16 protein-coding genes and 1 pseudogene are annotated in these 22,663 nt (G+C 73.3%); 12 read left to right on the top strand and 5 right to left on the bottom strand.

The features are described 5' to 3' along the window. Positions 1-51 precede the first annotated feature (51 nt). The 3 genes from guaB (at position 52) to O7612_RS26030 (ending at position 4,362) form a co-directional block, all read left to right on the top strand. A complete protein-coding gene (guaB, locus tag O7612_RS26040; protein WP_282268191.1) occupies positions 52-1,614 on the top strand; it encodes an IMP dehydrogenase in 1,563 nt (520 codons plus the stop codon). Positions 1,615-1,644: 30 nt separating this feature from the next. Further along, positions 1,645-2,763, top strand: coding sequence for a GuaB3 family IMP dehydrogenase-related protein (locus O7612_RS26035; RefSeq protein ID WP_282268189.1), 1,119 nt, complete (start codon positions 1,645-1,647; stop codon positions 2,761-2,763). A gap of 156 nt (positions 2,764-2,919) precedes the next feature. Continuing rightward, entirely contained in the window at positions 2,920-4,362 is a 1,443-nt protein-coding gene (locus O7612_RS26030; protein WP_282268187.1) for a M1 family metallopeptidase, read from the top strand. A 66-nt stretch (positions 4,363-4,428) separates the two neighbouring features. Here O7612_RS26030 and O7612_RS26025 read toward each other — a convergent pair whose 3' ends face one another. Beyond that, positions 4,429-5,544 (bottom strand): LCP family protein, encoded by a 1,116-nt coding sequence (locus O7612_RS26025; RefSeq protein ID WP_282268185.1) that lies wholly within the window; start codon positions 5,542-5,544, stop codon positions 4,429-4,431. A 123-nt stretch (positions 5,545-5,667) separates the two neighbouring features. Between O7612_RS26025 and O7612_RS26020 the strand changes: the two genes are divergently transcribed. Together O7612_RS26020 and guaA are read left to right on the top strand one after the other, a co-directional pair. Beyond that, entirely contained in the window at positions 5,668-7,374 is a 1,707-nt protein-coding gene (locus O7612_RS26020) for a GMC family oxidoreductase (protein WP_282268184.1), read from the top strand. Positions 7,375-7,442: 68 nt separating this feature from the next. Next, positions 7,443-8,999 (top strand): glutamine-hydrolyzing GMP synthase, encoded by a 1,557-nt coding sequence (gene guaA / locus O7612_RS26015; protein ID WP_282268182.1) that lies wholly within the window; start codon positions 7,443-7,445, stop codon positions 8,997-8,999. A gap of 6 nt (positions 9,000-9,005) precedes the next feature. On the opposite strand, the gene O7612_RS26010 is transcribed toward guaA, so the two are convergent. Further along, the gene (locus tag O7612_RS26010; protein WP_282268179.1) at positions 9,006-9,437 is read right to left on the bottom strand and encodes a PspC domain-containing protein; all 432 of its coding nucleotides are present in this window, start codon (positions 9,435-9,437) and stop codon (positions 9,006-9,008) included. 144 nt (positions 9,438-9,581) lie between these two features. On the opposite strand from O7612_RS26010, the gene O7612_RS26005 reads away from it, so the two are divergent. The 3 genes from O7612_RS26005 (at position 9,582) to O7612_RS25995 (ending at position 13,011) form a co-directional block, all read left to right on the top strand. Beyond that, the gene (locus O7612_RS26005) at positions 9,582-10,529 is read left to right on the top strand and encodes an NUDIX hydrolase (protein ID WP_282268177.1); all 948 of its coding nucleotides are present in this window, start codon (positions 9,582-9,584) and stop codon (positions 10,527-10,529) included. Positions 10,530-10,648: 119 nt separating this feature from the next. Continuing rightward, complete coding sequence (locus tag O7612_RS26000) at positions 10,649-11,734, top strand: NUDIX domain-containing protein (protein ID WP_282268176.1); 1,086 nt, start codon at positions 10,649-10,651, stop codon at positions 11,732-11,734. 347 nt (positions 11,735-12,081) lie between these two features. Next, positions 12,082-13,011: a CDP-alcohol phosphatidyltransferase family protein gene (locus tag O7612_RS25995; protein WP_282268174.1), complete on the top strand. Its 930-nt coding sequence runs from the start codon at positions 12,082-12,084 to the stop codon at positions 13,009-13,011. A gap of 63 nt (positions 13,012-13,074) precedes the next feature. Here the strand turns inward: O7612_RS25995 and O7612_RS25990 are convergent, their stop codons facing one another. From O7612_RS25990 to O7612_RS25980, 3 genes and pseudogenes are all read right to left on the bottom strand, one after another. Continuing rightward, positions 13,075-14,322: a phosphatidylserine decarboxylase gene (locus tag O7612_RS25990; RefSeq protein ID WP_282268172.1), complete on the bottom strand. Its 1,248-nt coding sequence runs from the start codon at positions 14,320-14,322 to the stop codon at positions 13,075-13,077. Positions 14,323-14,903: 581 nt separating this feature from the next. After that, a pseudogene (locus tag O7612_RS25985) lies at positions 14,904-15,089 on the bottom strand (hypothetical protein); the annotation flags it as partial. After that, complete coding sequence (locus O7612_RS25980; protein WP_282268170.1) at positions 15,086-16,690, bottom strand: PspC domain-containing protein; 1,605 nt, start codon at positions 16,688-16,690, stop codon at positions 15,086-15,088. The pseudogene O7612_RS25985 and the gene O7612_RS25980, both read right to left, overlap by 4 nt. 168 nt (positions 16,691-16,858) lie before the next feature. Between O7612_RS25980 and O7612_RS25975 the strand changes: the two genes are divergently transcribed. The 4 genes from O7612_RS25975 to O7612_RS25960 all read left to right on the top strand — a co-directional run bounded on the left by O7612_RS25975 (position 16,859) and on the right by O7612_RS25960 (position 22,555). Further along, positions 16,859-18,172 (top strand): ATP-binding protein, encoded by a 1,314-nt coding sequence (locus tag O7612_RS25975; RefSeq protein ID WP_282268168.1) that lies wholly within the window; start codon positions 16,859-16,861, stop codon positions 18,170-18,172. A 1-nt stretch (position 18,173) separates the two neighbouring features. Then, complete coding sequence (locus tag O7612_RS25970) at positions 18,174-18,860, top strand: response regulator transcription factor (RefSeq protein WP_282268166.1); 687 nt, start codon at positions 18,174-18,176, stop codon at positions 18,858-18,860. Positions 18,861-19,033: 173 nt separating this feature from the next. Beyond that, positions 19,034-20,230: a thioester domain-containing protein gene (locus O7612_RS25965; protein WP_282268164.1), complete on the top strand. Its 1,197-nt coding sequence runs from the start codon at positions 19,034-19,036 to the stop codon at positions 20,228-20,230. Positions 20,231-20,911: 681 nt separating this feature from the next. Next, on the top strand, positions 20,912-22,555 hold the full coding sequence (locus O7612_RS25960) for an ABC transporter substrate-binding protein (protein WP_282268163.1): 1,644 nt from the start codon (positions 20,912-20,914) through the stop codon (positions 22,553-22,555). Positions 22,556-22,663: the final 108 nt, after the last annotated feature.

Raw genomic sequence — 22,663 nt, 5'->3', positions numbered from 1 at the left:
CCGCGTGCGCCGCCTCGCTGAATCCCGTTCGAGCAGCTCAGGGGAGCAATCGTGGAGAATTCGCCCAGCACCGATCTTCCGGCCGGCGTCGACAGCGGCGAGTTCGCGGGTCATCTGCCGGAACTGCCCGCCGGGTCGGCCCGGGTGGTGCCGCTCGGTCTGACCTTCGACGACGTGCTGCTCCAGCCGGGCGAGTCGGACGTGGTGCCCAGCCGGGTGAACACCCGCACCCGGCTCACCCGCAACGTCGAGCTGACCATCCCGCTGCTGTCCAGCGCGATGGACACCGTCACCGAGGCCCGGATGGCGATCGCCATGGCCCGCCAGGGCGGCATCGGCGTCCTGCACCGCAACCTCTCCCTGGAGGACCAGGCGCTCCAGGTCGACCTGGTCAAGCGCTCCGAGTCCGGCATGATCACCAACCCGGTGACGGCCAGCCCCGAGGACACCCTCCGCGAGGTCGACGAGCTGTGCGGTCGCTACCGCATCTCCGGTGTCCCGGTGGTCGACGGCGACGGCCAGCTGGTCGGCATCGTCACCAACCGGGACATGCGCTTCGTCTCCGACCCGACCACCCCGGTCCACACGATCATGACCCGGACGCCCCTGGTCACCGCCCCGGTGGGGGTCAGCAAGGACGACGCGCTGGCGCTGCTGCGCCAGCACAAGGTCGAGAAGCTGCCGATCGTGGACGACTCGGGCCGGCTGCGCGGCCTGATCACCGTGAAGGACTTCACCAAGAGCGAGCAGTACCCGGAGGCGACCAAGGACGACGCCGGCCGGCTGCGGGTCGCCGCCGCCATCGGCGTGGGCGAGGACGCCTACAAGCGGGCCCGCACCCTGGTCGACGCCGGCGTCGACGTGCTGATCGTGGACACCGCGCACGGCCACCAGCGGGCCGTGCTGGACATGGTCCGCCGGCTCAAGGCCGACGTCACGATCGACATCGTGGGCGGCAACGTGGCCACCTACGCCGGGGCGAAGGCCCTGGTCGAGGCCGGTGCCGACGGGGTCAAGGTCGGCGTCGGACCGGGTGCCATCTGCACCACCCGGATCGTGGCCGGGGTGGGGGTGCCGCAGGTGACCGCGATCATGGAGGCGGCCCGCGCGGCCCGCCCGGCCGGCGTCCCGGTGATCGGCGACGGCGGCATCCAGTACTCCGGCGACATCGCCAAGGCCCTGGTGGCCGGCGCCGACACGGTGATGCTCGGCAGCCTGCTGGCCGGCTGCGAGGAGAGCCCCGGCGAGCTGATCTTCGTCAACGGCAAGCAGTTCAAGGCGTACCGGGGGATGGGGTCGCTGGGCGCGATGCAGTCCCGGGGCCAGGCCAAGTCGTACAGCAAGGACCGCTACTTCCAGCAGGACGTGCTCAGCGACGACAAGCTGGTCCCGGAGGGCGTGGAGGGCCAGGTGCCGTACCGGGGGCCGCTGTCCCGGGTGGCCCACCAGCTCGTCGGCGGCCTCCGGCTGGCGATGGGGTACGCCGGCGCGGAGAACATCACCGACCTGCACCACCGGGGCCAGCTCATCCGGATCACCGCGGCCGGGCTGAAGGAGAGCCACCCGCACGACATCCAGATGACCGTCGAGGCGCCCAACTACCACACCCGCTGACCCACCACCCCCAACCACCTGGAGTCCCTCATGCGTGACGTGGTCGAGATCGGGCTGGGCAAGACCGCGCAGCGCGGTTACCACCTGGACGACATCGCCATCGTGCCCAGCCGGCGGACCAGGGACGTCGACGACGTCTCCACCGGCTGGCAGCTCGACGCCTACCAGTTCGACATCCCCTGTGTCGGTCACCCGTCGGACGCCACCATGAGTCCCGCCTCGGCCGTGCGGCTCGGCCAGCTCGGCGGCCTCGGCGTGCTCAACGTCGAGGGCCTCTGGACCCGGTACGAGAACCCGACCAAGATCCTGGAGGAACTGGCCGGTCTGGGCGAGGACGCCCGCGCGACCAAGCGGCTCCAGGAGGTCTACGCCGAGCCGATCCGCCCCGAACTGATCGCCGAGCGGGTCCGCGAGCTGCGGGCCGGCGGCGGTACGGTGGCCGTCCGGGTCTCCCCGCAGCACACCCTGGCGCTGGCCCCGGTGATCCTGGACGCGGGCGTCGACATCCTGGTCATCCAGGGCACCATCGTCTCGGCCGAGCACGTCTCGACCACCGACGAGCCGCTGAACCTCAAGGAGTTCATCGCCGACCTCGACCTTCCGGTGGTCGTCGGCGGTTGCACCGACTACAAGACGGCGCTGCACCTGATGCGTACCGGCGCTGCCGGGGTGATCGTCGGCATCGGCGGCGACGACTGGTCGACCACCGAGTCGGTGCTCGGCATCCGGGTGCCGATGGCCACCGCGATCGCCGACGCCGCCGCGGCCCGCCGCGACTACCTCGACGAGACGGGCGGACGCTACGTCCACCTGATCGCCGACGGTGACATCCAGACCTCCGGCGACATCGCCAAGGCGCTCGGCTGCGGCGCGGACGCGGTGATGCTCGGCGAGCCGCTGTCGCTCTGCGACCAGGCCCCGGCCGGCGGCGCGTGGTGGCACTCGGCGGCCAGCCACCCGTCGCTGCCGCGTGGCGCGTTCGAGGTGGCCGGCGAGTCGCTCGGGGAGATGGAGCGGCTGCTGTTCGGCCCGGCCGACGAGCCGGACGGCCAGCTCAACCTCTTCGGCGGGCTGCGTCGGGCGATGGCCAAGTGCGGCTACCGCGACCTGAAGGAGTTCCAGCGGGTCGGCCTGGTCCTCGACCGCTGACCCGCCACGGCGACCGGCCGGACCCGCCCGGGTCCGGCCGGTCGCCATGGTCCCGACGGCCCGGGGCGCACCGGTCCGCCGTTCGGGGTACGTGGGGCCGGTGCGCTCGGTAGGCTGCGCGCACGGCGCGGCGGCGAACGGGGGTGCGGGGTGGCCATGAGCCGGAGCCGGCGCGGCCTCGCGCTGCTGGTGGTCGTGTCGCTGACCCTGGCCGGCTGCACCGCCGACCGCCGGCCGGGGAAGGTCTCCCGGCCGACGCCGACGTCCAGCCCGACCCCCGGCCCGGCCGGCGTCGGTGACCCCTACTTCCCGACCGCCGGCAACAGCGGCTACGACGTCGACCGGTACACCCTCAAGGTCCGCTACGACCCCGCCACCGACGAGCTGCGCGGCACCACCACCGTGCGGGCCACCGCCACCGCCGGGCTTCCCCTGTTCCACCTCGACCTGGCCGGCCTGACGGTGCGGGAGGTGACCGTGGACGGCACGCCGGCCCGGCACGCCCGCGCCGGAGCCGAGCTGGTGGTCACCCCGGCCACGCCGGTCCGCGCCGGGGCGGCCTTCACCGTCGAGGTCGGCTACGACGGCCGTCCGGTGCCGCTGCGCAACGAGACGATCGGGGAGGGCGGTTGGCTGCACACCGCCGACGGGGCGATCGCGCTCGGCCAACCCGAGTCGGCGAGCACCTGGTTCCCGGTCAACGACCACCCCTCCGACAAGGCCACCTACGATTTCGAGATCACCGTGCCGGCGGGGCTGGTGGCGGTCGCCAACGGCGTGCCGGAGGGGCAGCGTCCCGCAGCCGGCGGCTGGACCACGTGGCGCTGGTCCGAGACCACCCCGATGGCCAGCTACCTGAGCACGGTGGTGATCGGGAAGTACCGCACCACCACCGGCGAGCACCGGGGCAGGCCGGTGTTCAGCGCGGTCGCCAGCACCCTGCCCCGGGGGGCCGCCGACGCGTCGGTCGCCCGCACCCTGGAGGTCGCCGACCACCTGGAGAGCATCTTCGGGCGGTACCCGTTCGGGGCGTACGGCGGGGTGGTGGTCGACGAACCCCGGATCCGGTACGCGCTGGAGACGCAGAGCCGGCCGGTCTACTCGGCCAACTTCTTCCGGGCCGGCGAGAACACCGAGGTGGTGGCGCACGAACTGGCCCACCAGTGGTTCGGCGACAGCATCACGGTGGCCCGCTGGGAGCACATCTGGCTCAACGAAGGGCTGGCCACGTACACCGAGTGGCTCTGGAACGAGCACCAGGGCCGGGACACCGCGCAGGCCACCTTCGACCAGGAGTACGTCTCCTCCGACGACCAGCTCTGGCGGGTGCCGCCCGGAGCGCCCGGGGTGGCGAACCTGTTCAGCAGCTCGGTCTACCAGCGGGGCGCGATGACCGTGCACGCGCTGCGGGTGACGGTCGGTGACGACGCGTTCTTCCGCATCCTGCGGACCTGGGTGGCGGAGAAGCGCAACGGCAACGCCACCACCGCCGAGTTCGTGGCCACCGCCGAACGGGTCTCCGGACAGCAGCTCGACGACCTCTTCGCCGCCTGGCTGTACGGCACCGAACGCCCCCCGGCCCCCACCCGGGCCGGCTGACCGCGCTGCCGGTCGAGACGCGGGACCGTCGGGGGTAGCCCCGACCGGGTGGCCGGGCCGGTGTCGTCAGTTCTTCACCCGCAGCTCGGGGTGGGCGTCCAGGTAGCTCTCGGCCCGGCCGGCTCTGAGTGCGGGCAGGAAGCCCTTGCCGACCTTGGTGAGCTGCTCACCCCGGTAGCCGCTGCCCTTGCCCACCCCGTCGCCGGGCAGCCCGACCAGGGTGATCCGGTCGGCGCTCATACCGCCCAGCGCGTACGCCAGGTCGACGATGCGCGGACCGCCCGCGTAGACCAGGGTGTCGCCGAGCGCGGCCACCACCTGCTCCACCCGGTCGGGCTCGCGGGCCAGGTTCTCGCCGAGGATCTTGCTGGCCAGCGCCCGGAGGAGCTGCTGCTGGTGCCGTTGCCGGGCGTAGTCCCCGCCGGCGATGTAGCGCTGCCGGGCGTAGTCCAACGCCTGCCAGCCGTTGAGGTGCCGTTCGCCCTTCTCGTAGACCATCTGCGGGCCGGTGTACCCGCCGCCGCCGGGGGCCGGGTCGCGGTACCTGCCGTCCGGCCTGCGGTGCAGCGAGGGAACCCGCTGGTCGACGTAGAGGTCCACCCCGCCGAGGGTGTCGACCAGCCGGTCGAAGCCGTTGAAGGTGATCACCGCGCCGGCGTCGAAGCGCAGCCCGGTGTACCCGGCGACGGTGCTGCGCAGCAGCTCGTACCCCTGCGCGGCGCTCGGCTTCTGGGGTTTGCCCGGCACCCGGCTGCCGTAGCTCATGGCATGGGTGAGCTTGGTCCGGCCGCCCTTGTACCCCGACTTCGGGAACGCCGGGATGTCGACCACCAGGTCGCGGGGGAGCGAGAAGAGGTACGCCCGGTCCAGTCCGGCCGGCACGTGCAGCACCAGCACCGAATCGCCGTGCGGTTCCCAGCCGGGCACGCTGACCCGGGTGTCCACCCCGACCAGGAGCAGGTTGAGCGGGCCGGTGACGGCCGCCCCGGGGGGCGGGGTCGGGCTGGGGGTCGGGGTCGGGCTGGCGGTGGTGGCGACCGGGCCGGCCGTCCGTCGTGCCCCGTCGTCGTCGCGGACCGTCCGGGTCACCACCAGGGCGACCACCGCCACCAGGACGACCACGCCCAGGGCGGCCAGCCCCCACACCCAACGTGGGCGTCCCGTTCCGGTTTCCTGAGTCATCGCTCGCCACCCCCGTCTGCACAACGCTTCGACCGGCCCCCCGGGTTGCGGTCGGCGACGGTCAGCATGATCGCGCGAAATCCGGCACTGGCGCGATGGCTACCCGCCGGTAATGATGCGGTCATGCGGTACGACGTGCTCGTCATCGGATCCGGCTTCGGCGGCAGCGTCGCCGCGCTGCGGCTGGCGGAGAAGGGCTACTCCGTCGGGGTGCTGGAGGCGGGCCGCCGGTTCGCCGACGACGAGTTCCCGCAGACCTCCTGGCGGCTGCGCCGGTTCCTCTGGGCACCCCGGCTCGGCTGTTACGGGCTGCAACGGATCACCCTGCTCCGCCCGGCCGACCGGAAGGCCGGCGGTGGTGTGCTGGTGCTCTCCGGGGCCGGGGTGGGCGGCGGCTCGCTGGTCTACGCCAACACCCTCTACGAGCCGCCGGACGCCTTCTACACCGACCCGCAGTGGTGCGACGTCACCGACTGGCGGGCCGAACTCGCCCCCCACTACGACCAGGCCAGCCGGATGCTCGGGGTGACCAGGTACCCACGGCACACCGCGGCGGACCGGGCGATGCGGGCGGTGGCCGAACGGATGGGGGTCGGGCACACCTTCGGGCCGACGCCGGTGGGGGTGCACCTGGGCCGTCCCGGTCACCGGGTGGCCGACCCGTACTTCGGTGGGGCGGGACCGGAGCGCACCGGCTGCACGCACTGCGGATCGTGCCTGACCGGCTGCCGGCACGGGGCCAAGAACACCCTGGTCAAGAACTATCTGTGGCTGGCCGAACGGCTCGGCGTCCGGGTCCATCCGTTGACCACGGTCACCGCCGTGCACCCGGCCGCCGACGGGGGCTACCGGGTGCACGCCGTCCGCACCGGGGGCTGGTCACGGCGTCCTCAGGTGTTCCGGGCCGACCAGGTGGTCTTCGCGGCCGGCGCGCTCGGCACCCAGCGGCTGCTGCACGAGATGCGGCGGACCGGTGCGCTGCCCCACCTGTCGGAGCGCCTCGGCGAGTTGACCCGGACCAACTCGGAGGCGATCCTCGGCGCGTCGGTGGGCCGCCGGCAGGCCCGGCGGCGGGGCCTGGACTTCACCGACGGGGTGGCGATCACCAGTTCGTTCCACCCCGATCCGCGGACCCACGTCGAGCCGGTCCGTTACGGCCGGGGGGCCAACGCGATGGGACTGCTCCAGTCGCTGCTGGTCGACGGTGGGCCGCACCGGCTCCGGCGCTGGCTGGGCGGGCTCGCCCGGCAGCCCCGGCAGGCCGTCCGACTGCTCTCGGTACGCCGCTGGTCGGAGCGGACGGTGATCGCGCTGGTGATGCAGTCGGTGGACAACTCGCTGACCACCCACTGGCGGCGGGGACGGCTGGGCCGGCGGCGGCTGGTCTCCGGCCCCGGGCACGGCGTACCCAGTCCGACCTGGATCCCGGCCGGCAACGAGGCGGTCCGGCTGCTCGCCGACGAGATCGACGGCACCCCCGGCGGGGCGTTGACCGAGCCGTTCGACATCCCCCTGACCGCGCACATCCTCGGCGGGGCGGTGATCGGTGTCACCGCCGCCGAGGGGGTGGTCGATCCGTGGCACCGGGTGCACGGCCATCCGGGGCTGCACGTGGTCGACGGGGCGGCGGTCTCGGCGAACCTCGGTGTCAACCCGTCGCTGACGATCACCGCGCAGGCGGAACGGGCGATGTCGTACTGGCCGAACAAGGGTGGACCGGACCCCCGGCCGCCGCTCGGGTCGGCGTACACCCGGGTGGAGGCGGTGCCGCCGCGGCACCCGGCGGTCCCGGCGGACGCCCCCGGCGCGCTGCGCGGTGGGCCGCGGTGACGTGGCCCGGCGGGCCCGGGGCGGCCCGCGCCCGGGGCGGGGAGTGACTGTCGGTAGGCTTTGCGCGCATGAGCACGCCTCGCCCCGTCCTCGTGGTGGACTTCGGAGCCCAGTACGCCCAGCTCATCGCGCGCCGGGTGCGCGAGGCGAAGGTCTATTCGGAGATCGTCCCGCACTCCATGCCGGTCGCCGAGATGCTGGCGAAGGATCCGGCCGCGATCATCCTGTCCGGCGGCCCGTCCAGCGTCTACGCCCCGGACGCCCCGCAGATCGACGCCGGGCTCTTCGACGCGGGCGTGCCGGTCTTCGGCATCTGCTACGGCTTCCAGGCGATGGCCCAGGCCCTCGGTGGCACGGTCGCCCGGACCGGTAACCGGGAGTACGGCGGCACCCCGCTGCGGCCCCGGCTGCTCGACCCGGGGGTGCTGCTGCGGGACCTGCCGGCGGACCTGCCGGTCTGGATGAGCCACGGCGACGCGGTGACCGAGGCCCCGGCCGGTTTCACGGTGACCGCCGAGTCGGCGGGTGCCCCGGTCGCCGCCTTCGAGGACCTGGCCGGTCGTCGGGCCGGTGTGCAGTTCCACCCCGAGGTGGGGCACACCGCGCAGGGTCAGGAGATGCTGCGGCGCTTCCTCTACGACATCGCCGGCATCGAGCCCACCTGGACGCCGCAGAACATCATCGACGAGCAGGTGGCCCGGATCCGCGCCCAGGTCGGTGACAAGGAGGTCATCTGCGGCCTGTCCGGCGGGGTCGACTCGGCGGTCGCCGCCGCGCTGGTCCACCGCGCGGTGGGGGACCAGCTCACCTGCGTCTTCGTCGACCACGGCCTGCTGCGGGCCGGTGAGGCCGAGCAGGTGGAGAAGGACTACGTGGCGGCGACCGGGATCAAGCTCAAGGTGGTGGACGCGGCCGAGCGGTTCCTCGGCGCGCTGGCCGGGGTGACCGACCCCGAGCAGAAGCGGAAGATCATCGGCCGGGAGTTCATCCGGGTCTTCGAGGCCGCCGCCCGTGAGGTCGCCGCGCACGGGGACGTCGAGTTCCTGGTGCAGGGCACCCTCTACCCGGACGTGGTGGAGTCCGGCGGCGGCACCGGCACCGCCAACATCAAGAGCCACCACAACGTCGGCGGCCTTCCGGACGACCTGAGGTTCGCCCTGGTCGAGCCGTTGCGCACGCTGTTCAAGGACGAGGTCCGGGCGCTCGGGCTCCAGCTGGGCCTGCCCGAGGCGATGGTCTGGCGGCATCCGTTCCCGGGGCCGGGCCTGGCCATCCGGATCATCGGCGCGGTCGACCGGGAGCGGCTGGACCTGCTGCGCCAGGCCGACCTGATCGCCCGGGAGGAGCTGACGGCCGCCGGCCTGGACCGGGGTGTCTGGCAGTTCCCGGTGGTGCTCCTGGCCGACGTGCGCAGCGTCGGGGTGCAGGGTGACGGGCGCAGCTACGGGCATCCCGTGGTGCTGCGCCCGGTCTCCAGCGAGGACGCGATGACCGCCGACTGGTCCCGGCTGCCCTACGAGGTGGTGGCCCGGATCTCCACCCGGATCACCAACGAGGTCGCCGAGGTCAACCGGGTGGTCCTGGACGTGACCAGCAAGCCGCCGGGCACCATCGAGTGGGAGTGAGCCGGCTCAGCCGGCCGTCGGCGGGGTCGTCGGCGGCTGCAGCCCGGTCGGCTGCGGCCCGGTCGGCTGCGGCCCGGTGGTCGGCCCGGCCGGCTGGGGTCCGGTGGTCGGCCCGGCCGGCTGCGGCCAGGTGGTCGGGGCCGCCGGGTGCGGCCAGGTGGTCGGAGCCGTCGTCGCCGGCTGCGCCGCCGGGTCCGTCGGGTGTGGCCAGGCCGGTGCGCCGGCCGGCTCCTCCGGCATCAGGAACCACATGATCGGGTACGCCAGCGCGGCGAGACCGCCGGTGACCAGGGTCGCCACCGCGAACAACACCCGGACCAGGGTGGGGTCGACGGCGAAGTAGCGGCCGAGGCCGCTGGCGACGCCGGCCACCATCCGGTCGGTGGTCGGCCTGCGGAGCTGCTTGTACGGGGCGTGGTGGGTGTTCGTCGAGGTCATGTCTCCACGGTCCGCGCCGGCCGCCCCGCCGACCTCGGTGACCGCCCGGAGACCTACCCTGATCGACCCCTGAGTAGCCAGCCCTGAGTCAGGAATCCGACTCTTTTCCGCGTCGGTAACGCGACCCGGGGAGAATTTGGCTCCGTGACCACCTTGCTGGAGCCGCTCCGCAGGATCGCGGCATATGCAGTCTGTGCAGATTCAGTCGGCCGAGTGTTGCTGGTCCGCGCATCGGAGCGCTCCGGCACCCCCGGCGTTTGGTCCCTGCCCGGTGGGGCGGTCGACCACGGCGAGGACCCTAACCACACCGTCGTCCGGGAGACCGCCGCCGAGACGGGCCTCTCGGTCGCCGTCGGTGGCCTGGCGGACGTCCTGGCCGACATGCGCGCCCTGCCCGAGCGGCGCATCACCATCCACACCGATCGCCTGATCTACCAGGTCTCGGTGCGCGGCGGCACCCTCACCGACCGGGTGGACCGCTCCACCGACCTGGCCCGCTGGCACACCCTCGACGAGGCGCGGGAGCTGCCGTTGCGGGCCTTCACCGCCCGCGCCCTCGGGCTGCCGGCCTCCTCGGCCGACGTGGTGCCCGACGAGGCTCCCGAGTTCCCCTCCTTCTACGCCGTGCCCGGTCCGGACGGGCTGCACCGCGCGCAGCGCTTCGCCGCGTACGCGGTGGCCACCGACCCGGCGGGCCGGGTGCTGCTGACCCGGGTCTCCGACGGCTACCCGGGCGCGGGCTGCTGGCACCTGCCCGGCGGCGGCACCGACTACGGCGAGCAGCCGGGTGCGGCGCTGATCCGTGAGCTGGTCGAGGAGACCGGGCAGACCGGCCGGCTGGTCGAGCTGCTCGGGGTGGCCAGCCACCGCGACGCCGCCTCGCTCGGCCCGGAGGGCTATCCGATCGACTGGCACGGCGTGCGGGCCTTCTACCGGGTGATGGTCGACCAGCCTGCCCCGCCGACCGTCACCGACGTGGGCGGTTCCACCTGCGAGGCGCGCTGGTTCGCCCGGGAGGAGCTGGGCGCCCTGCCCACCGACCGGCTCACCGAGGTCACCGCCGAGGCGGTGCAGGCCGCCCGGCTCACCTGACGTCGGCTCCCCGGCCGGCGATCCGGTCGGGGACCGCCGGTCGGCTCCCACGACGTCCGGTCCGGGCGGGCGGCCGCTAGCCTCATGATCGACGGGGCGGCCGGGACGGGGGGCGCGACATGCGGCAGCGGCGACAGATCGCGGCGTACGGCCGGAGTGTGGACGACGCCGGCCGGGTGTTGCTGGCGCGCGGGGCGGCGTCCGGCCCGTACCCGGGGCGCTGGGGGTTGCCGGGCGCGGTCGTGCGGCATGCCGAGCATCCGGCCGACACCGTGGTCCGGGAGTTCACCGCCCGGGCCGGGCTGGACGTGACCGTGGCCGGGGTGCGTGCCGCCGTCGCCGACGTGACCGTGCACCGGGCCGGGGCCACCGGGGTGTCGGTGCACACCGACCGGCTGGTGTTCGACGTCACGGTCCGCGGCGACCGTCCGCGCCCCCGGGCGGGCGGGGACGTCAACGGGCTGACCTGGTGCACCCCGGAGCAGGCGGTGGGGCTGCCGCTGCTGCCGTTCACCGCCGACCTGCTCGGCCTGCCGGCCACCCCGCCGGACGTCGCCCCGCCCGGGGCGCCGCCGGCCGGCCGGGCGGACCCGACGGATCCGCCGGCCGACCGGGCGGACACGACAGGTCCACCGGTCGGGTCGGCCGACGGGACGGTTCCGCCGGCCGGCTCGACGGATGCGACATATCTGGGCGGCGGATCGGCGGAGGCGACCGAGCCGCCGGTCGGGTCGGCCGGGGCGGCGGCTCCGGCCGGCGGGTCGGCCGACCGCAGGCAGCGGTTCGCCGCGTACGGCCTGGTCACCGCGCCCGACGAGCGGTTGCTGCTCACCCGGATCGCCCCCGGCTATCCGGGGGCCGGCAAGTGGCACCTGCCCGGCGGCGGAACCGACCACGGTGAGCAGCCGGTCGACGGACTGTTACGGGAACTGGTCGAGGAGTCCGGTCAGGTGGGTCGGGCCGATCGGTTGCTGCTGGTCGACAATCTCCACAATCCGGCCGCAATTGGTCCGGAAGGACGGCCGCTGGACTGGCACGGGGTGCGGGTGATCTATCGGGTGCTGGTCGACGAGCCCGGTGAGCCGGTGGTCACCGAACAACCGGGTGGATCGACAGCGGCCGCCGCCTGGTTTGCATTTTCCCAGCTCAGTGGCCTTGATCTGACCGATGTCGCCATTCTGGCAACCGGGTCGACGGTCGGGTGACGGTCGCTCGACGAGCCGGCCGGGACGTGCTCCGGTAAAGTCAGGCCTGCGGTTGGCGAACAAAAAAGGTGATGAAGCCCGAGATGGGAATAAGAGGGCGGTTCGCGCGGTTTAAGGGAGATAGAACACCGCCGGCAGCTATCGCCAATCACCAGGCCCCTGTGCAATGGTGTACTCCGCTTGAACGGCTGCCGGGCCAAGAGCGGTCCGGCACGAGACAGCCGGACACCCGCCCGCACGGGCGGCCAGCCGATCCGGTGATGGAGGAAATCGTGCCGAGAGCCCCATGGCGCCGGCGTCGTACGACCGACAGTCCGCGCCCCGCAGGACGTCGCTGGGCGGGCCGGTTGCGCCGCAGCAGCACATTCGCCCGCCAGGTCCTGCTGGTGCGGGTGGGGCGTCGCGACGGTGACCAGCTCAACGGCACCGACCTGGTCCTGCCCGAGCACCGCGTGGACCGCCAGCGCCGCCGCTACGGGTTCGACCGGCGGGGGATCGGCCTCGACCGCGCCGAGCTCGAGGCGGTCGTGCCGGTCAGCCCGGCGCTCGCCCCGGCCACCGCGGTCGACGACTCCCCGGCGATGGCCATCCCGCTGCTCCCCGGCGCGCGTACCCCCGCCCGCCGGATGAAGTTCGCGCTGGTCAACGCCTGCACCCTGGCCAGCCTGGTGCTCGGCATCAACGCCATCTTCGTCGCCATGAACGGCCAGGCCCGGATCGCGGCCCTGCTGCTGATCGCCTGCGTCGTCTTCGACGGTCTCGACGGTGCGCTGGCCCGGAAGTTCGGCGTGTCCAGCCCCTTCGGCGCGCAGATGGACTCGCTGGCCGACATGTGCTCCTTCGGCCTCGCCGCCCCGGTGGTGGTCTACGCCTCGTTGGCCGGGTCGGCCCCCACCGCCGCCGCGGCGGTCGCGGCGGCCCTCGTGGCGTCCTGCGCGGCGATCCGGCTCGCCCGGTTCAACGTCTCGCCCAAGGACGGCCGGTTCTTCTGCGGCGTGCCCACCACCATGGCGGCGGCGGTGCTCGCGCTCACCGTGGCCATCGGGCTGCCGCTGCCGGCGACCGTGCAGATCGGCGGGGTGGCGCTGCTGGCCTTCGCGATGGTCTCCAGCTTCCCGTACGCCAAGCTGGCCCGGCTGGTCAAGCTGCCGCCGTGGCTCTGGCTGGCCCCGGCCGTCGGCGCGCTGGTCGACGTCCGGCTCACCTTCGCCCTCGTGGTGGTGGGCTACCTGGTCAGCGGGCCGCTGCTCTGGCTGCACCAGCGCCGCACCGCCTGACCGTCCCGGCCACACGACAGGGGCGCCGCGATCCGCGGCGCCCCTGTTCGCGTCGGTGTCGGCTCAGCTCCAGCGGGCGATGACCGAGGACCCGCCGATCACCTTGTCGCCCGGGCCGACCAGCGGCTCGGCGGCGTCGGCCGGCAGGTAGACGTCGGTACGGGAGCCGAACCGGATCAGCCCGAACCGCTCACCCCGGGCCAGCAGCGCCCCCACCGGCGCACGCTGCACGATCCGTCGGGCGATCAGCCCGGTCCGCTGCGCCACCACCACGGTGCCGTGCGCGGTGTCCAGCACCGTGTAGGCGGCGACGTTGTGCTCGGCGTCCGGCTTCATCGCGTTGACGAAGCCGCCGTCGGCGACGAAGTAGTCCACCACCTTGCCGGCCACCGGCGTGCGGTTGACGTGCACGTCGAGCACCGACAGGAAGACCGCGATCCGCAACCACTCACCGTCGCCGAACCGTTCGTCGTGCAGCCGCTGCACCGACAGCACCCGGCCGTCCGCGGCGGCCACCACCGCCGACGGATCCTCCGGCACGTCCCGCTGCGGATCCCGGAAGAAGGCGGCCACCGGTGCGGCGGCGAGCGCCGGCACCAGCCACAGCTTCGACTTCGGCCGGACGACCCGGGCGACCGCCGCCAGACCGAGCGCGATGCCGGCCGCCGCGACCCCGTTCGAGTCGATGTGCATCCCCCGGGTCAGCGGAACGCTCGACGGCCGGTACGCCGGGGCGAGGCGGGCGGCCGACGCGGCCCCGGCCGGGGTGAACCGCAGGTGGTGTACCCGGACCGGCGGGGAGTTGCGCAGCACCAGGTCGGTGCGGACCCCGTGCAGCACGCCGTACCGGTCCAGCTCGGCGGCGGACCCGTCGGTGCGGAACACCGGTGCGGCCACGCTCAGTACCGCGCCGTCGGTCAGGTACTTGGCGAGGCCGTCGACGGCGTCGCGGGTCTCCTCGCCGGTGCCGGTGAACGGCTCGGCGGCGATGACCAGCTCGGCGGCGTCCGCCTCGGCGAGGGAGTCGACCACCCGTACCCGGTCGGCGACCCAGCGGCCCTGGGCCGTCACGTGCTCGCGCAGCGCGGCGGCGTCGGTGGCCGGGGCGGGCACGACGGTCAGCGTGTCCCCCGGCAGCAGCGCGTCGATCGCCGCGGCGAGGACCGCGGCCCCGGGGGCCGCGCCCACCAGCAGGGCGGCCTTCGGGTCGTTGCGTCGGGCGAGTTCGGCGACGAGGGTACGGGCGGCACGCTCGCCGATGCGGACCGGACCGGTGGGACCGGAGGGGCGCACGGCGGGGGACTGGGTCATGTCGGGCGGACTCCTGACGGGGTAGGGACGGACGTCGCGGCGGGACCGCCTCGGGTGCCCCGGACGGGTGCACCCGGGCCGGTGCCCCGGCACCGCCACCGGCGGACCCGACGGCCACGTGGCCGGGCGGAGGCGGGATCTCCCCGGCCAGCATACGAGCCGGCGGAGGCCGCCCGCACCGGTGCGGGCGGCCCTCACCGGCCCGTGCCCTCAGCGGGACGGGTGGCTGGTCCGGCCGGCCCGTGCCCTCAGCGGGGCGGCGGTGGCTGGCCCGGCCGGTCCGGGGCCGCACCCGGGCCGGTGCCCGGTACACCGGTGTCCGGCCGGGCCACCGCGTCGCCCACCGGCAGTCGAGCGTCGCCCGGTCTGGCGGTCTCGGCCGGCCCGCCCCCGCCGTCGGACCCGCCTATGTTGCTGAGGCGGACGGTGTCGTTCGACCCGACCGTCTCCCGGCTCTCCAGGTGCAGCTCGGCGGTGTCGCGGGTGTCGGGGCTGGGTGCGGCCGTCTCCCGGGTGCCGAAGTCCAGTTCGGCGGTGTCCCGCCTCGTCGGGGTATCGGTCGTCTCGGCCCGCCGGTCCGGGGTGCGGGCGGACCGTACCGCCCCGACCAGTCCGAGCAGCCCGATCAGCACCAGGGCGCCGGCCAGGAACCAGCCCACCGCCGGCAGCGCCAACCCGAGGATCTGGGCCAGCAGCCACCAGAGGGCGAGCCCGACGAAGATCAGTCCGAAGACGAACGAGACCAGATCGGTGCGGTGGGCCTTCACCGGGTCACCTCCAGGTTGCCCGCGTTGACCTGGACGGTGAGCCGTAGCGTGCCGCCGCCGGGCCCGTCCTGACCCAGGTCGGTGAGCTGCCGGGCCCGCCCCTCCAGGCCGGCGGTACGCCGTCCGAACACGGTGGCCTCCCCGGCCTTGACGTTGGTCACCGCGGTGACGTCGACGTTCGGCGGCACCACGATGAGGGCCTCGCCGAAGTTGACCACCACGGTGAGGTCGGTGTCCTGCTTGTCGAAGTCCACCGCGCGCAGGTCCAGGGTCGCGTCGCCGAAACTGTTCTCGTAGCGGTCGGCGAGTTCCTGGTAGCTGGTCGGTGCCCAGGTGACCGCCCCGTCGACGCCCCGGACCCGGTCGTAGGACTCGGCGACGGTGGCGACGCCGAGGGCGGCGGCGGCGACCAGGCCGAGGGCGATCAGCCAACGGGCCCGGCCGAACCAGGTGCCCACCAGCAGGCCGAGCCCGATGGTGGCGAGGACCGCCGCGAAGTAGCCGGCCGCGCCGATCGGGAAGACGTCGAGCAGGTCCAGGATGGCGACCACGCCGACGACCAGGAAGATCAGCGAGAAGGTCGCGGCACCCAGCGCCGACCGTTCCTTCGGCTTCTTCGGTGGCTTGACCCGGGGTGCGGGCGGTGCCACCGGTGCGCCTGCGCTGGCGTACGGGCCGTGCGGGGCGAACGGCGGCCGGTAGCCCGCGCCGGGGGACGGGGGGACCGCCACCGGCGGGGCGGTGGGGCCGCCGGGCCGGGGCGGGCGGGGCGGCCAGTTCGGCGCGTCCGCCCGGGTGGCGGTGATCTCCATCGGCGGGGCCGCCGGCCAGGCCGGCAGGGGGGCGGTACGGGCCTGCGCGGGCCAGCCCTCCGACTTCCCGGTACGCGCCGCCGGCCACACCGCCGGTGCCCCGGCACGCGACGGGAACGGTGCGGTGGGTGCCGTCGGGGTGGCCGGGGCGGGTGCCGGGAAGCTGACCGGGGGGACCGGCCCGGTGGGGGCGACCGGCCCGGGTGGTGGCCCGCCCGGCCCGGCGGCCGGGACACCGTCCCGGCTCTCCCGGTTGAGCAGCAGTGCCCCGCCGATGAGGATGGCCGCGCCCAGCAGCACCGCCCGGAACGCGTCGGTGACGATGTACCCGAAGCTGACCGCGACCAGGATGGTCAAAACGATCACGGTGATCGGGGACATGCTCGACCGGCCCCGGCCGAGCATCGACTCCAGCGGCGAGGCGCTGTCGCCCTCACCCGGGATGATCAGCCAGGCGGCCACGTAGACCAGGATGCCGACCCCGCCGAAGAACCCGAGCACGGCGAGCAGCACGCGCCACAGCACCGGGTCGGTGTTGGTGGCCCGGCCGATCGCCGCACAGACCCCGGCGAGGTAGCGGCCGTCACGGGGCCGGACCAGGCCGTACCGCGAGGTGAAGCCGGCACCGCCGGACGGTGGGGGATAGCCTCCGGGCGGTCTCGGCGCGTCGTCGCCCCCCGTGGGCGGCGTGGGCGCCGTCGGCGGTGGCCCGGCGGCGGAGCCGGGCGGTGGCGTGCCACCCGGTGCGGCCACCGGAGGGTACGGCGGCGGGGCAGGGTCCTCGGTCATGCCTCGATCCTGCGGCGTCCCCGGGCCGAGTTGCCTCCGGAACCGACCCTGACCCCACCCTGAGATCCCGGCGGGCGGATGTCCGGGGCGTCCCCGTGGCCGGTGCCGTCCCCCACGTGTGACGATCGGAGCGGCACCGCACCGCACGGTGTCCGTCCGCCACCCACCGTGACCAGGGAGCCTCTGATCAGCGTCGTGACCCCGCCACCGCGTCTGTACCGGGCGCCCGAGCACCGGCTGGCCGCCGGTGTGGCCGCCGGCATCGCCGACCACCTCGGCATCTCGGTGCTGCGGGTCCGCGTCGCGTTCATGGTGCTGCTCGGGCTCAGCGGGCTGGGCCTGCTGCTGTACGCGGCGTTCTGGGCGGTGGTGCCGCTGCGGCCCGGGGACACCGCCTCCCCGCCCCGGCGCGATCCCGGGCAGCTCCTGCCGTTCGTGGCGATCGGCCTCGGTGTGCTGCTGGTCCAGGTGCTGGTCTTCGACTCGGTCGGCGCGGCGGGCACCGCCGGCTGGCTGGTGGCGATCATCGCGGTCGGGGCCGGGGTGATCTGGCACCAGTCCGCGCCGGAGCGTCGCCGGCAGTGGAGCGGGTCGATGCCGGTGCCGTGGCTCGGGGCGGTGGTGGAGGAGAGCGACCGACGGGCCTTCCTGCTCCGCTTCGCCGGCGGTGCGGTGCTGGTCGCCGTCGGCATCATCGGCGTCGCCGCGGTCTACTCCCCGGTGCAGAACCTCGACGCGGTGGTCAACGGTGTGATCTTCGCGCTGGTCGGGCTGGTCGGTGTCGGGGTGGTGGCCGCCCCGCTGCTGTGGCGCACCTGGAACCAGCTCCGTTCGGAGCGGGAGGGGCGCATCCGGGAGCAGGAGCGTGCCGAACTGGCCGCCATGGTGCACGACCAGGTGCTGCACACCCTCGCCCTGATCCAGCGCAACGCCAGCGACGTCAAGACGGTGCAGCGACTCGCCCGGGGTCAGGAGCGGTCGTTGCGCAACTGGCTCTACAAGCCGACCGCCTCACCGACCGAGCGGTTCGCGGCGGCGCTGGAACAGGCCGCCGCCGAGGTGGAGGACACCTTCGCGATCACCGTCGAGGCGGTGGTGGTGGGTGACCGGGAGACCGACGAGCGGGTCGGCGCGCTGGTGGCGGCGGCCCGGGAGGCGCTGGTCAACGCCGCCCGCCATGCCGGGGTGCAGACCGTGTCGCTCTATGCCGAGGTGGAGCCGGAGCAGGTGAGCGTCTTCGTCCGGGACCGGGGGAAGGGCTTCGACCCGGCTACCGTGGAGGATCACCGGCACGGGGTCCGGGGGTCGATCATCGGGCGGATGAAGCGGCACGGTGGCCGGGCGGAGATCCGTTCCGAGCCCGGGGAGGGCACGGAGGTCCGGTTGATGCTGCCCATCACCAACAGCGGCACCAGCACCAACGCCGGCACCAGCACCAACGCCGGCGCGGCAACCGGATCCACGGCGGAAGGGGACAGCTGAGATGGCGGAGCAGTCGATGGAACCGGGCGCGGACGCCCCGGCCCGGGTGGAGCGGTTGCGGGTCTTCCTCGTCGACGACCACGCGATGTTCCGGGCCGGTGTCCGGGCCGAGTTGGGCCGGCACGTCGAGGTGGTGGGAGAGGCGAGCACGGTGGCCGAGGCGGTCACCCGGATCGCGGTGACCGGGCCGGACGTGGTGCTGCTCGACGTGCACATGCCCGACGGCGGCGGTCGGGCGGTGCTGGACGCCATGCGGCGCAGCCACCCGCAGGTGAAGTTCCTGGCGCTGAGCGTGTCCGACGCCGCCGAGGACGTCATCGGGCTGATCCGGGCGGGTGCCCGGGGGTACGTCACCAAGACCATCTCCCCGGACGAGCTGACCGACGCGATCCGCCGGGTCGCCGACGGGGACGCCGTGTTCAGCCCCCGGTTGGCCGGTTTCGTGCTGGACGCGTTCGCGGCCCGGCCGGACACCCCGGTCGCCGACCCCGAGCTGGACCAGCTCACCAACCGTGAGCGCGAGGTGCTGCGCCTGCTCGCCCGGGGGTACGCCTACAAGGAGATCGCCAAGGAGCTGTTCATCTCGATCAAGACGGTCGAGACGCACGTGTCGAACGTGCTGCGCAAGCTCCAGATGTCCAACCGGTACGAGTTGTCCCGCTGGGCGGCGGACCGACGACTCGTCTGACACCTCCCATTCCGGGAACATCGCCCCAGGGCTGACAAGAGATCAATTCGTGTCGCATAATGCCCCGTCGCCTTCGCGCGTGCGGGCGGGTGCCACGGCCCCGCGGGACGGCGACGCACGCCGGCCCGCCGGGAGCGGGCCGGCCCACCCCTGGGGAGAGGTGCACGGAACTGATGTTCGTTGAACGAGGACGACGCTGGGCGGGTCTCGCCGCGGCGCTCGTCACCGGCGGCGCGCTGGTGCTCGCCGTAGCCGGTCCGGCCGCTGCCGAGCCGACGGTGAAGGGTGTGGCGCGGGCGGTGCCGGGCACCAGCGTCACGCTGAAGCTGGACGGCCGGGCGCAGAAGACCTCGGCGCTGGCCCTGGAGCTGAAGGACGGCACGGTGCCGGTCTTCTGCATCGACTTCCACACCCCGGTGGCCCGCGACGGCGGGTACGCCGAGGGCACCTGGAGCGAGTCGGAGGTGAAGAACCTCGGACGGGTGCAGTGGGTGCTCACCCACGGTTACCCCAACGCCGACCGGGCGAAGCTGCTCGCCGCCGCCGGGGCCACCCTGCCCGCCGGGCTGTCCGACACCCGGCGGGACACCCTGCTCTACTTCGGCACCCAGACGGCCGTCTGGCACTTCAGCGACGGCGTCACCCTGGGTGAGTGGACGCGCGGGCTGACCGCCGCCGCCGAGTACGACGTGATCCGGCGGGTCCACGACTACCTGGTGCGCAACGCCACCGACCAGCCGGAGCCGAAGGCCGAGCTGAGCCTGGACCCGGCGTCCGCCACCGCGACCACCGGCGGGCGGGCCGGGCCGTTCACCGTGCACGGGCCGTCCGGGGAGATCGCGCTGAAGGTCGACGGTGGGACGGCCGTCGACGCCGACGGTCGTCCGGTCGGCACGACCACCAACGGTGGCCGGTTCTGGCTGACCGCCACCGCCGCCGGCCGGGTCACGGTGACCGTCTCCGCGCCGGACTCGGTCTCCTTCGGGCGGGTCTTCCTCTTCTCCGGGGGCAAGAACGCCAAGCAGAAGCTGATCCTGGGCGGGAGCACCGGCACCTCGGTCACCGCCGACGCGGCGGCGAGCTTCGCCGCCGCCCCCGCCTCGCCGTCGCCGTCGGCCACCCCGTCCGGGTCGCCCTCGCCGTCGCCGTCCCCGTCGGCCCCGGTGGAGTCGCCGTCGCCGTCCGCCCCGGCGGAGTCCTCGTCGCCGGCGAGTCCGGCCCCGTCGACCTCGCCGGCCAGCAACGGAGGCGGGCTGCCGTTGACCGGTTCGCCGATCGCGATGGCCGCCCTGGCCGGGCTGGCGCTGCTCGCCTTCGGCGCGGTGGCGGTGCTGCTGGTCCGCCGTCGCAAGGTCCGCTTCACCGTCTGACGTGCACCGGTAGGGTCGGCCCCGGCACCCGGTGGTGTCGGGGCCGACCCGTGTCCGGGTTCCCCGCCCGGTACGTGCCGGGGTGTCCCCGCTGTCCGGTACCGGCTGACGGGGCGGGGGAGGACGGGGAACCGGTGGGTGCTGGCCGCCTGGTCGACAGCCGTCTCCGCCCGGCCACGTCGGCATCAGCCGGATGGGCAAAAACGGCCAACGCTCGGTGGACGTCGGGACGCCCCAACCGGGACGCGGGAAAGCTCACACCGCTCGTCCCCTGACCGCGGCCTGTCGGAGCTGACTTGCTGTCTTTCCTGCTCAGAGCGGTACGACCAGGGCATCTCATGATCTTTTCTCAAGTATCGGCAACGCGGCACCCGATTAACGGCTTGATAACGGCACCTTCACGTCACGGGCCGGTTGGTGTCACAGTTGCAGCACCTCACCCTTGAAGCGAGGCGCCCCGCACGTCCCGCCTGCCACGCTGCCGTACCCGCGCGTGGTCGTCGGTCCTGCGCGGCGTCGCGTGTGAGAGGTGGGGTGGCCCGGCGGATCGGCCCCCCTGGGGTGTCCCGATTTCTCTGCGGTAAACCGGTGACCTGCGACAACGGGGTCGTCGGCGGCGTCACCCCCCATACGTGCGTGAAACCCACGACGGAACTGGTTAGAAAGAGGAGGCCCCTCGGAATGAGAGTCTCGAAGCGGGCAACCGGCGTCATCGCGGCCGGCATGGCCGCCGCGCTGGTCGCCAGCGGTTGCTCCAGCAGTGAGGGCGGCGGTGAGAGCGACTCCGGCGCGACCGCCGACGGTGCGATCACCATCCACGGCGTCCAGCCCGAGAACCCGCTGGTTCCGGCGAACACCACCGAGACCGGTGGCGGCAAGATCATCGACGACCTGTGGACCGGCCTGGTCGAGTACCCGAACGACGGTGGTGCCCCGCGTAACGCGCTGGCCGAGTCCATCGAGACCAAGGACTCCAAGGTCTTCACCATCAAGATCAAGAAGGGTACCAAGTTCCACGACGGTACCGAGGTGAAGGCGGAGAGCTTCGTCAAGGCCTGGAACTGGGCCGCCTACTCCCCGAACGGTGCGGCGAACGGCAGCTTCTTCGCTGACATCGCCGGCTACGACCAGGTCACCTCGGAGGACCCGGACGAGGACGGCCCGAAGAAGGCCCCGGAGCCGGCCGCCAAGGAGATGTCCGGCCTGAAGGTCGTCGACGACCAGACCTTCGAGGTCACCCTGTCCGCCCCGACCGCGGTCTTCCCGACCAAGCTCGGCTACAGCGCGTTCATGCCGCTGCCGGACGTGTTCTTCACCCAGAAGCCCGAGGAGTTCGGCAAGAAGCCGATCGCCAACGGCCCGGTGAAGTTCGTGTCCTGGGAGGACAACGTCTCGATCAAGCTGACGCGGTTCGACGACTACAACCTGCGCGACAAGGTCAAGGTCAAGGACGTCAACGTCAAGCTGTACCAGGACGAGAACGCCGCCTACGCGGACCTGCTCTCGGGCAACCTGGACTTCCTGGAGTCGATCCCCACCTCGGCGCTGGCCGGCGAGAAGTACAAGGCCGACCTCGGCCCGCGGGCGCTGAACACGGTCACCCCGACGACCGCGTTCATCGCGTTCCCGATCTACGACAAGCGCTTCGAGAACCCGAAGCTGCGTCGTGCCGTCTCCCTGGCCATCAACCGGCAGGACATCTCGGACAAGATCTTCTTCGGCACCCGCAAGCCGGCCGACAGCTGGGCCAACCCGCTCACCCCGGGCGCCCCGGCCGGTAACTGCTCCTCCTGCAAGTTCGACGCCGCGCAGGCGAAGCAGCTGCTGACCGAGGCCGGTGGCTTCACCGGCGAGATGGTCTTCTACTACAACGCCGACTCCAGCCACAAGGACTGGATGGAGGCCGTTGCCCAGCAGGTCAAGACCAACCTGGGTATCGAGGCGCGGGCCGAGGGTGTCCCCACCTTCGCGGTGTTCCGTCAGAACATCAACGCCCACAGCATGAAGGGCCCGTACCGGGCTGCCTGGCAGCAGGACTACCCGGACATCGAGAACTGGGTGAACCCGCTCTTCGTCAAGGGTGGCTCCTCCAACGACGGCCTCTACAGCAACCCCGAGGTCGACGCCGGCGCCAAGGCCGCCAGTGCCGCCCCGAGCCTGGAGGCCTCGCACCAGCAGTTCGCCGAGGTTCTCAAGAAGGTCGACGCTGACGTCCCGACCATCCCGATCTACTTCTACGGCCAGCAGTCCGGCCACTCGGAGAAGATCAAGAAGATGGAGCTGAACAACGTCGGTGAGCTGGACCTCTCCTCGGTCGAGCTCTGATCGATCCGCGCTGACCCCGGGTCGGGCCCGCCACATCCGGCGGGCCCGGCTCGGGGCAGTTCCGCGAGCAGGGTGTCACCACACCCGCCTCGCACGTCGTCGCCACCG

The organism is Micromonospora sp. WMMD987, from assembly GCF_029581435.1.
Taxonomy (GTDB): Bacteria; Actinomycetota; Actinomycetes; order Mycobacteriales; family Micromonosporaceae; genus Micromonospora; species Micromonospora rifamycinica.
The sequence above is the reverse complement of the archived record's forward strand: the minus strand, read 5'-3'. Positions and strand labels throughout refer to the sequence as shown.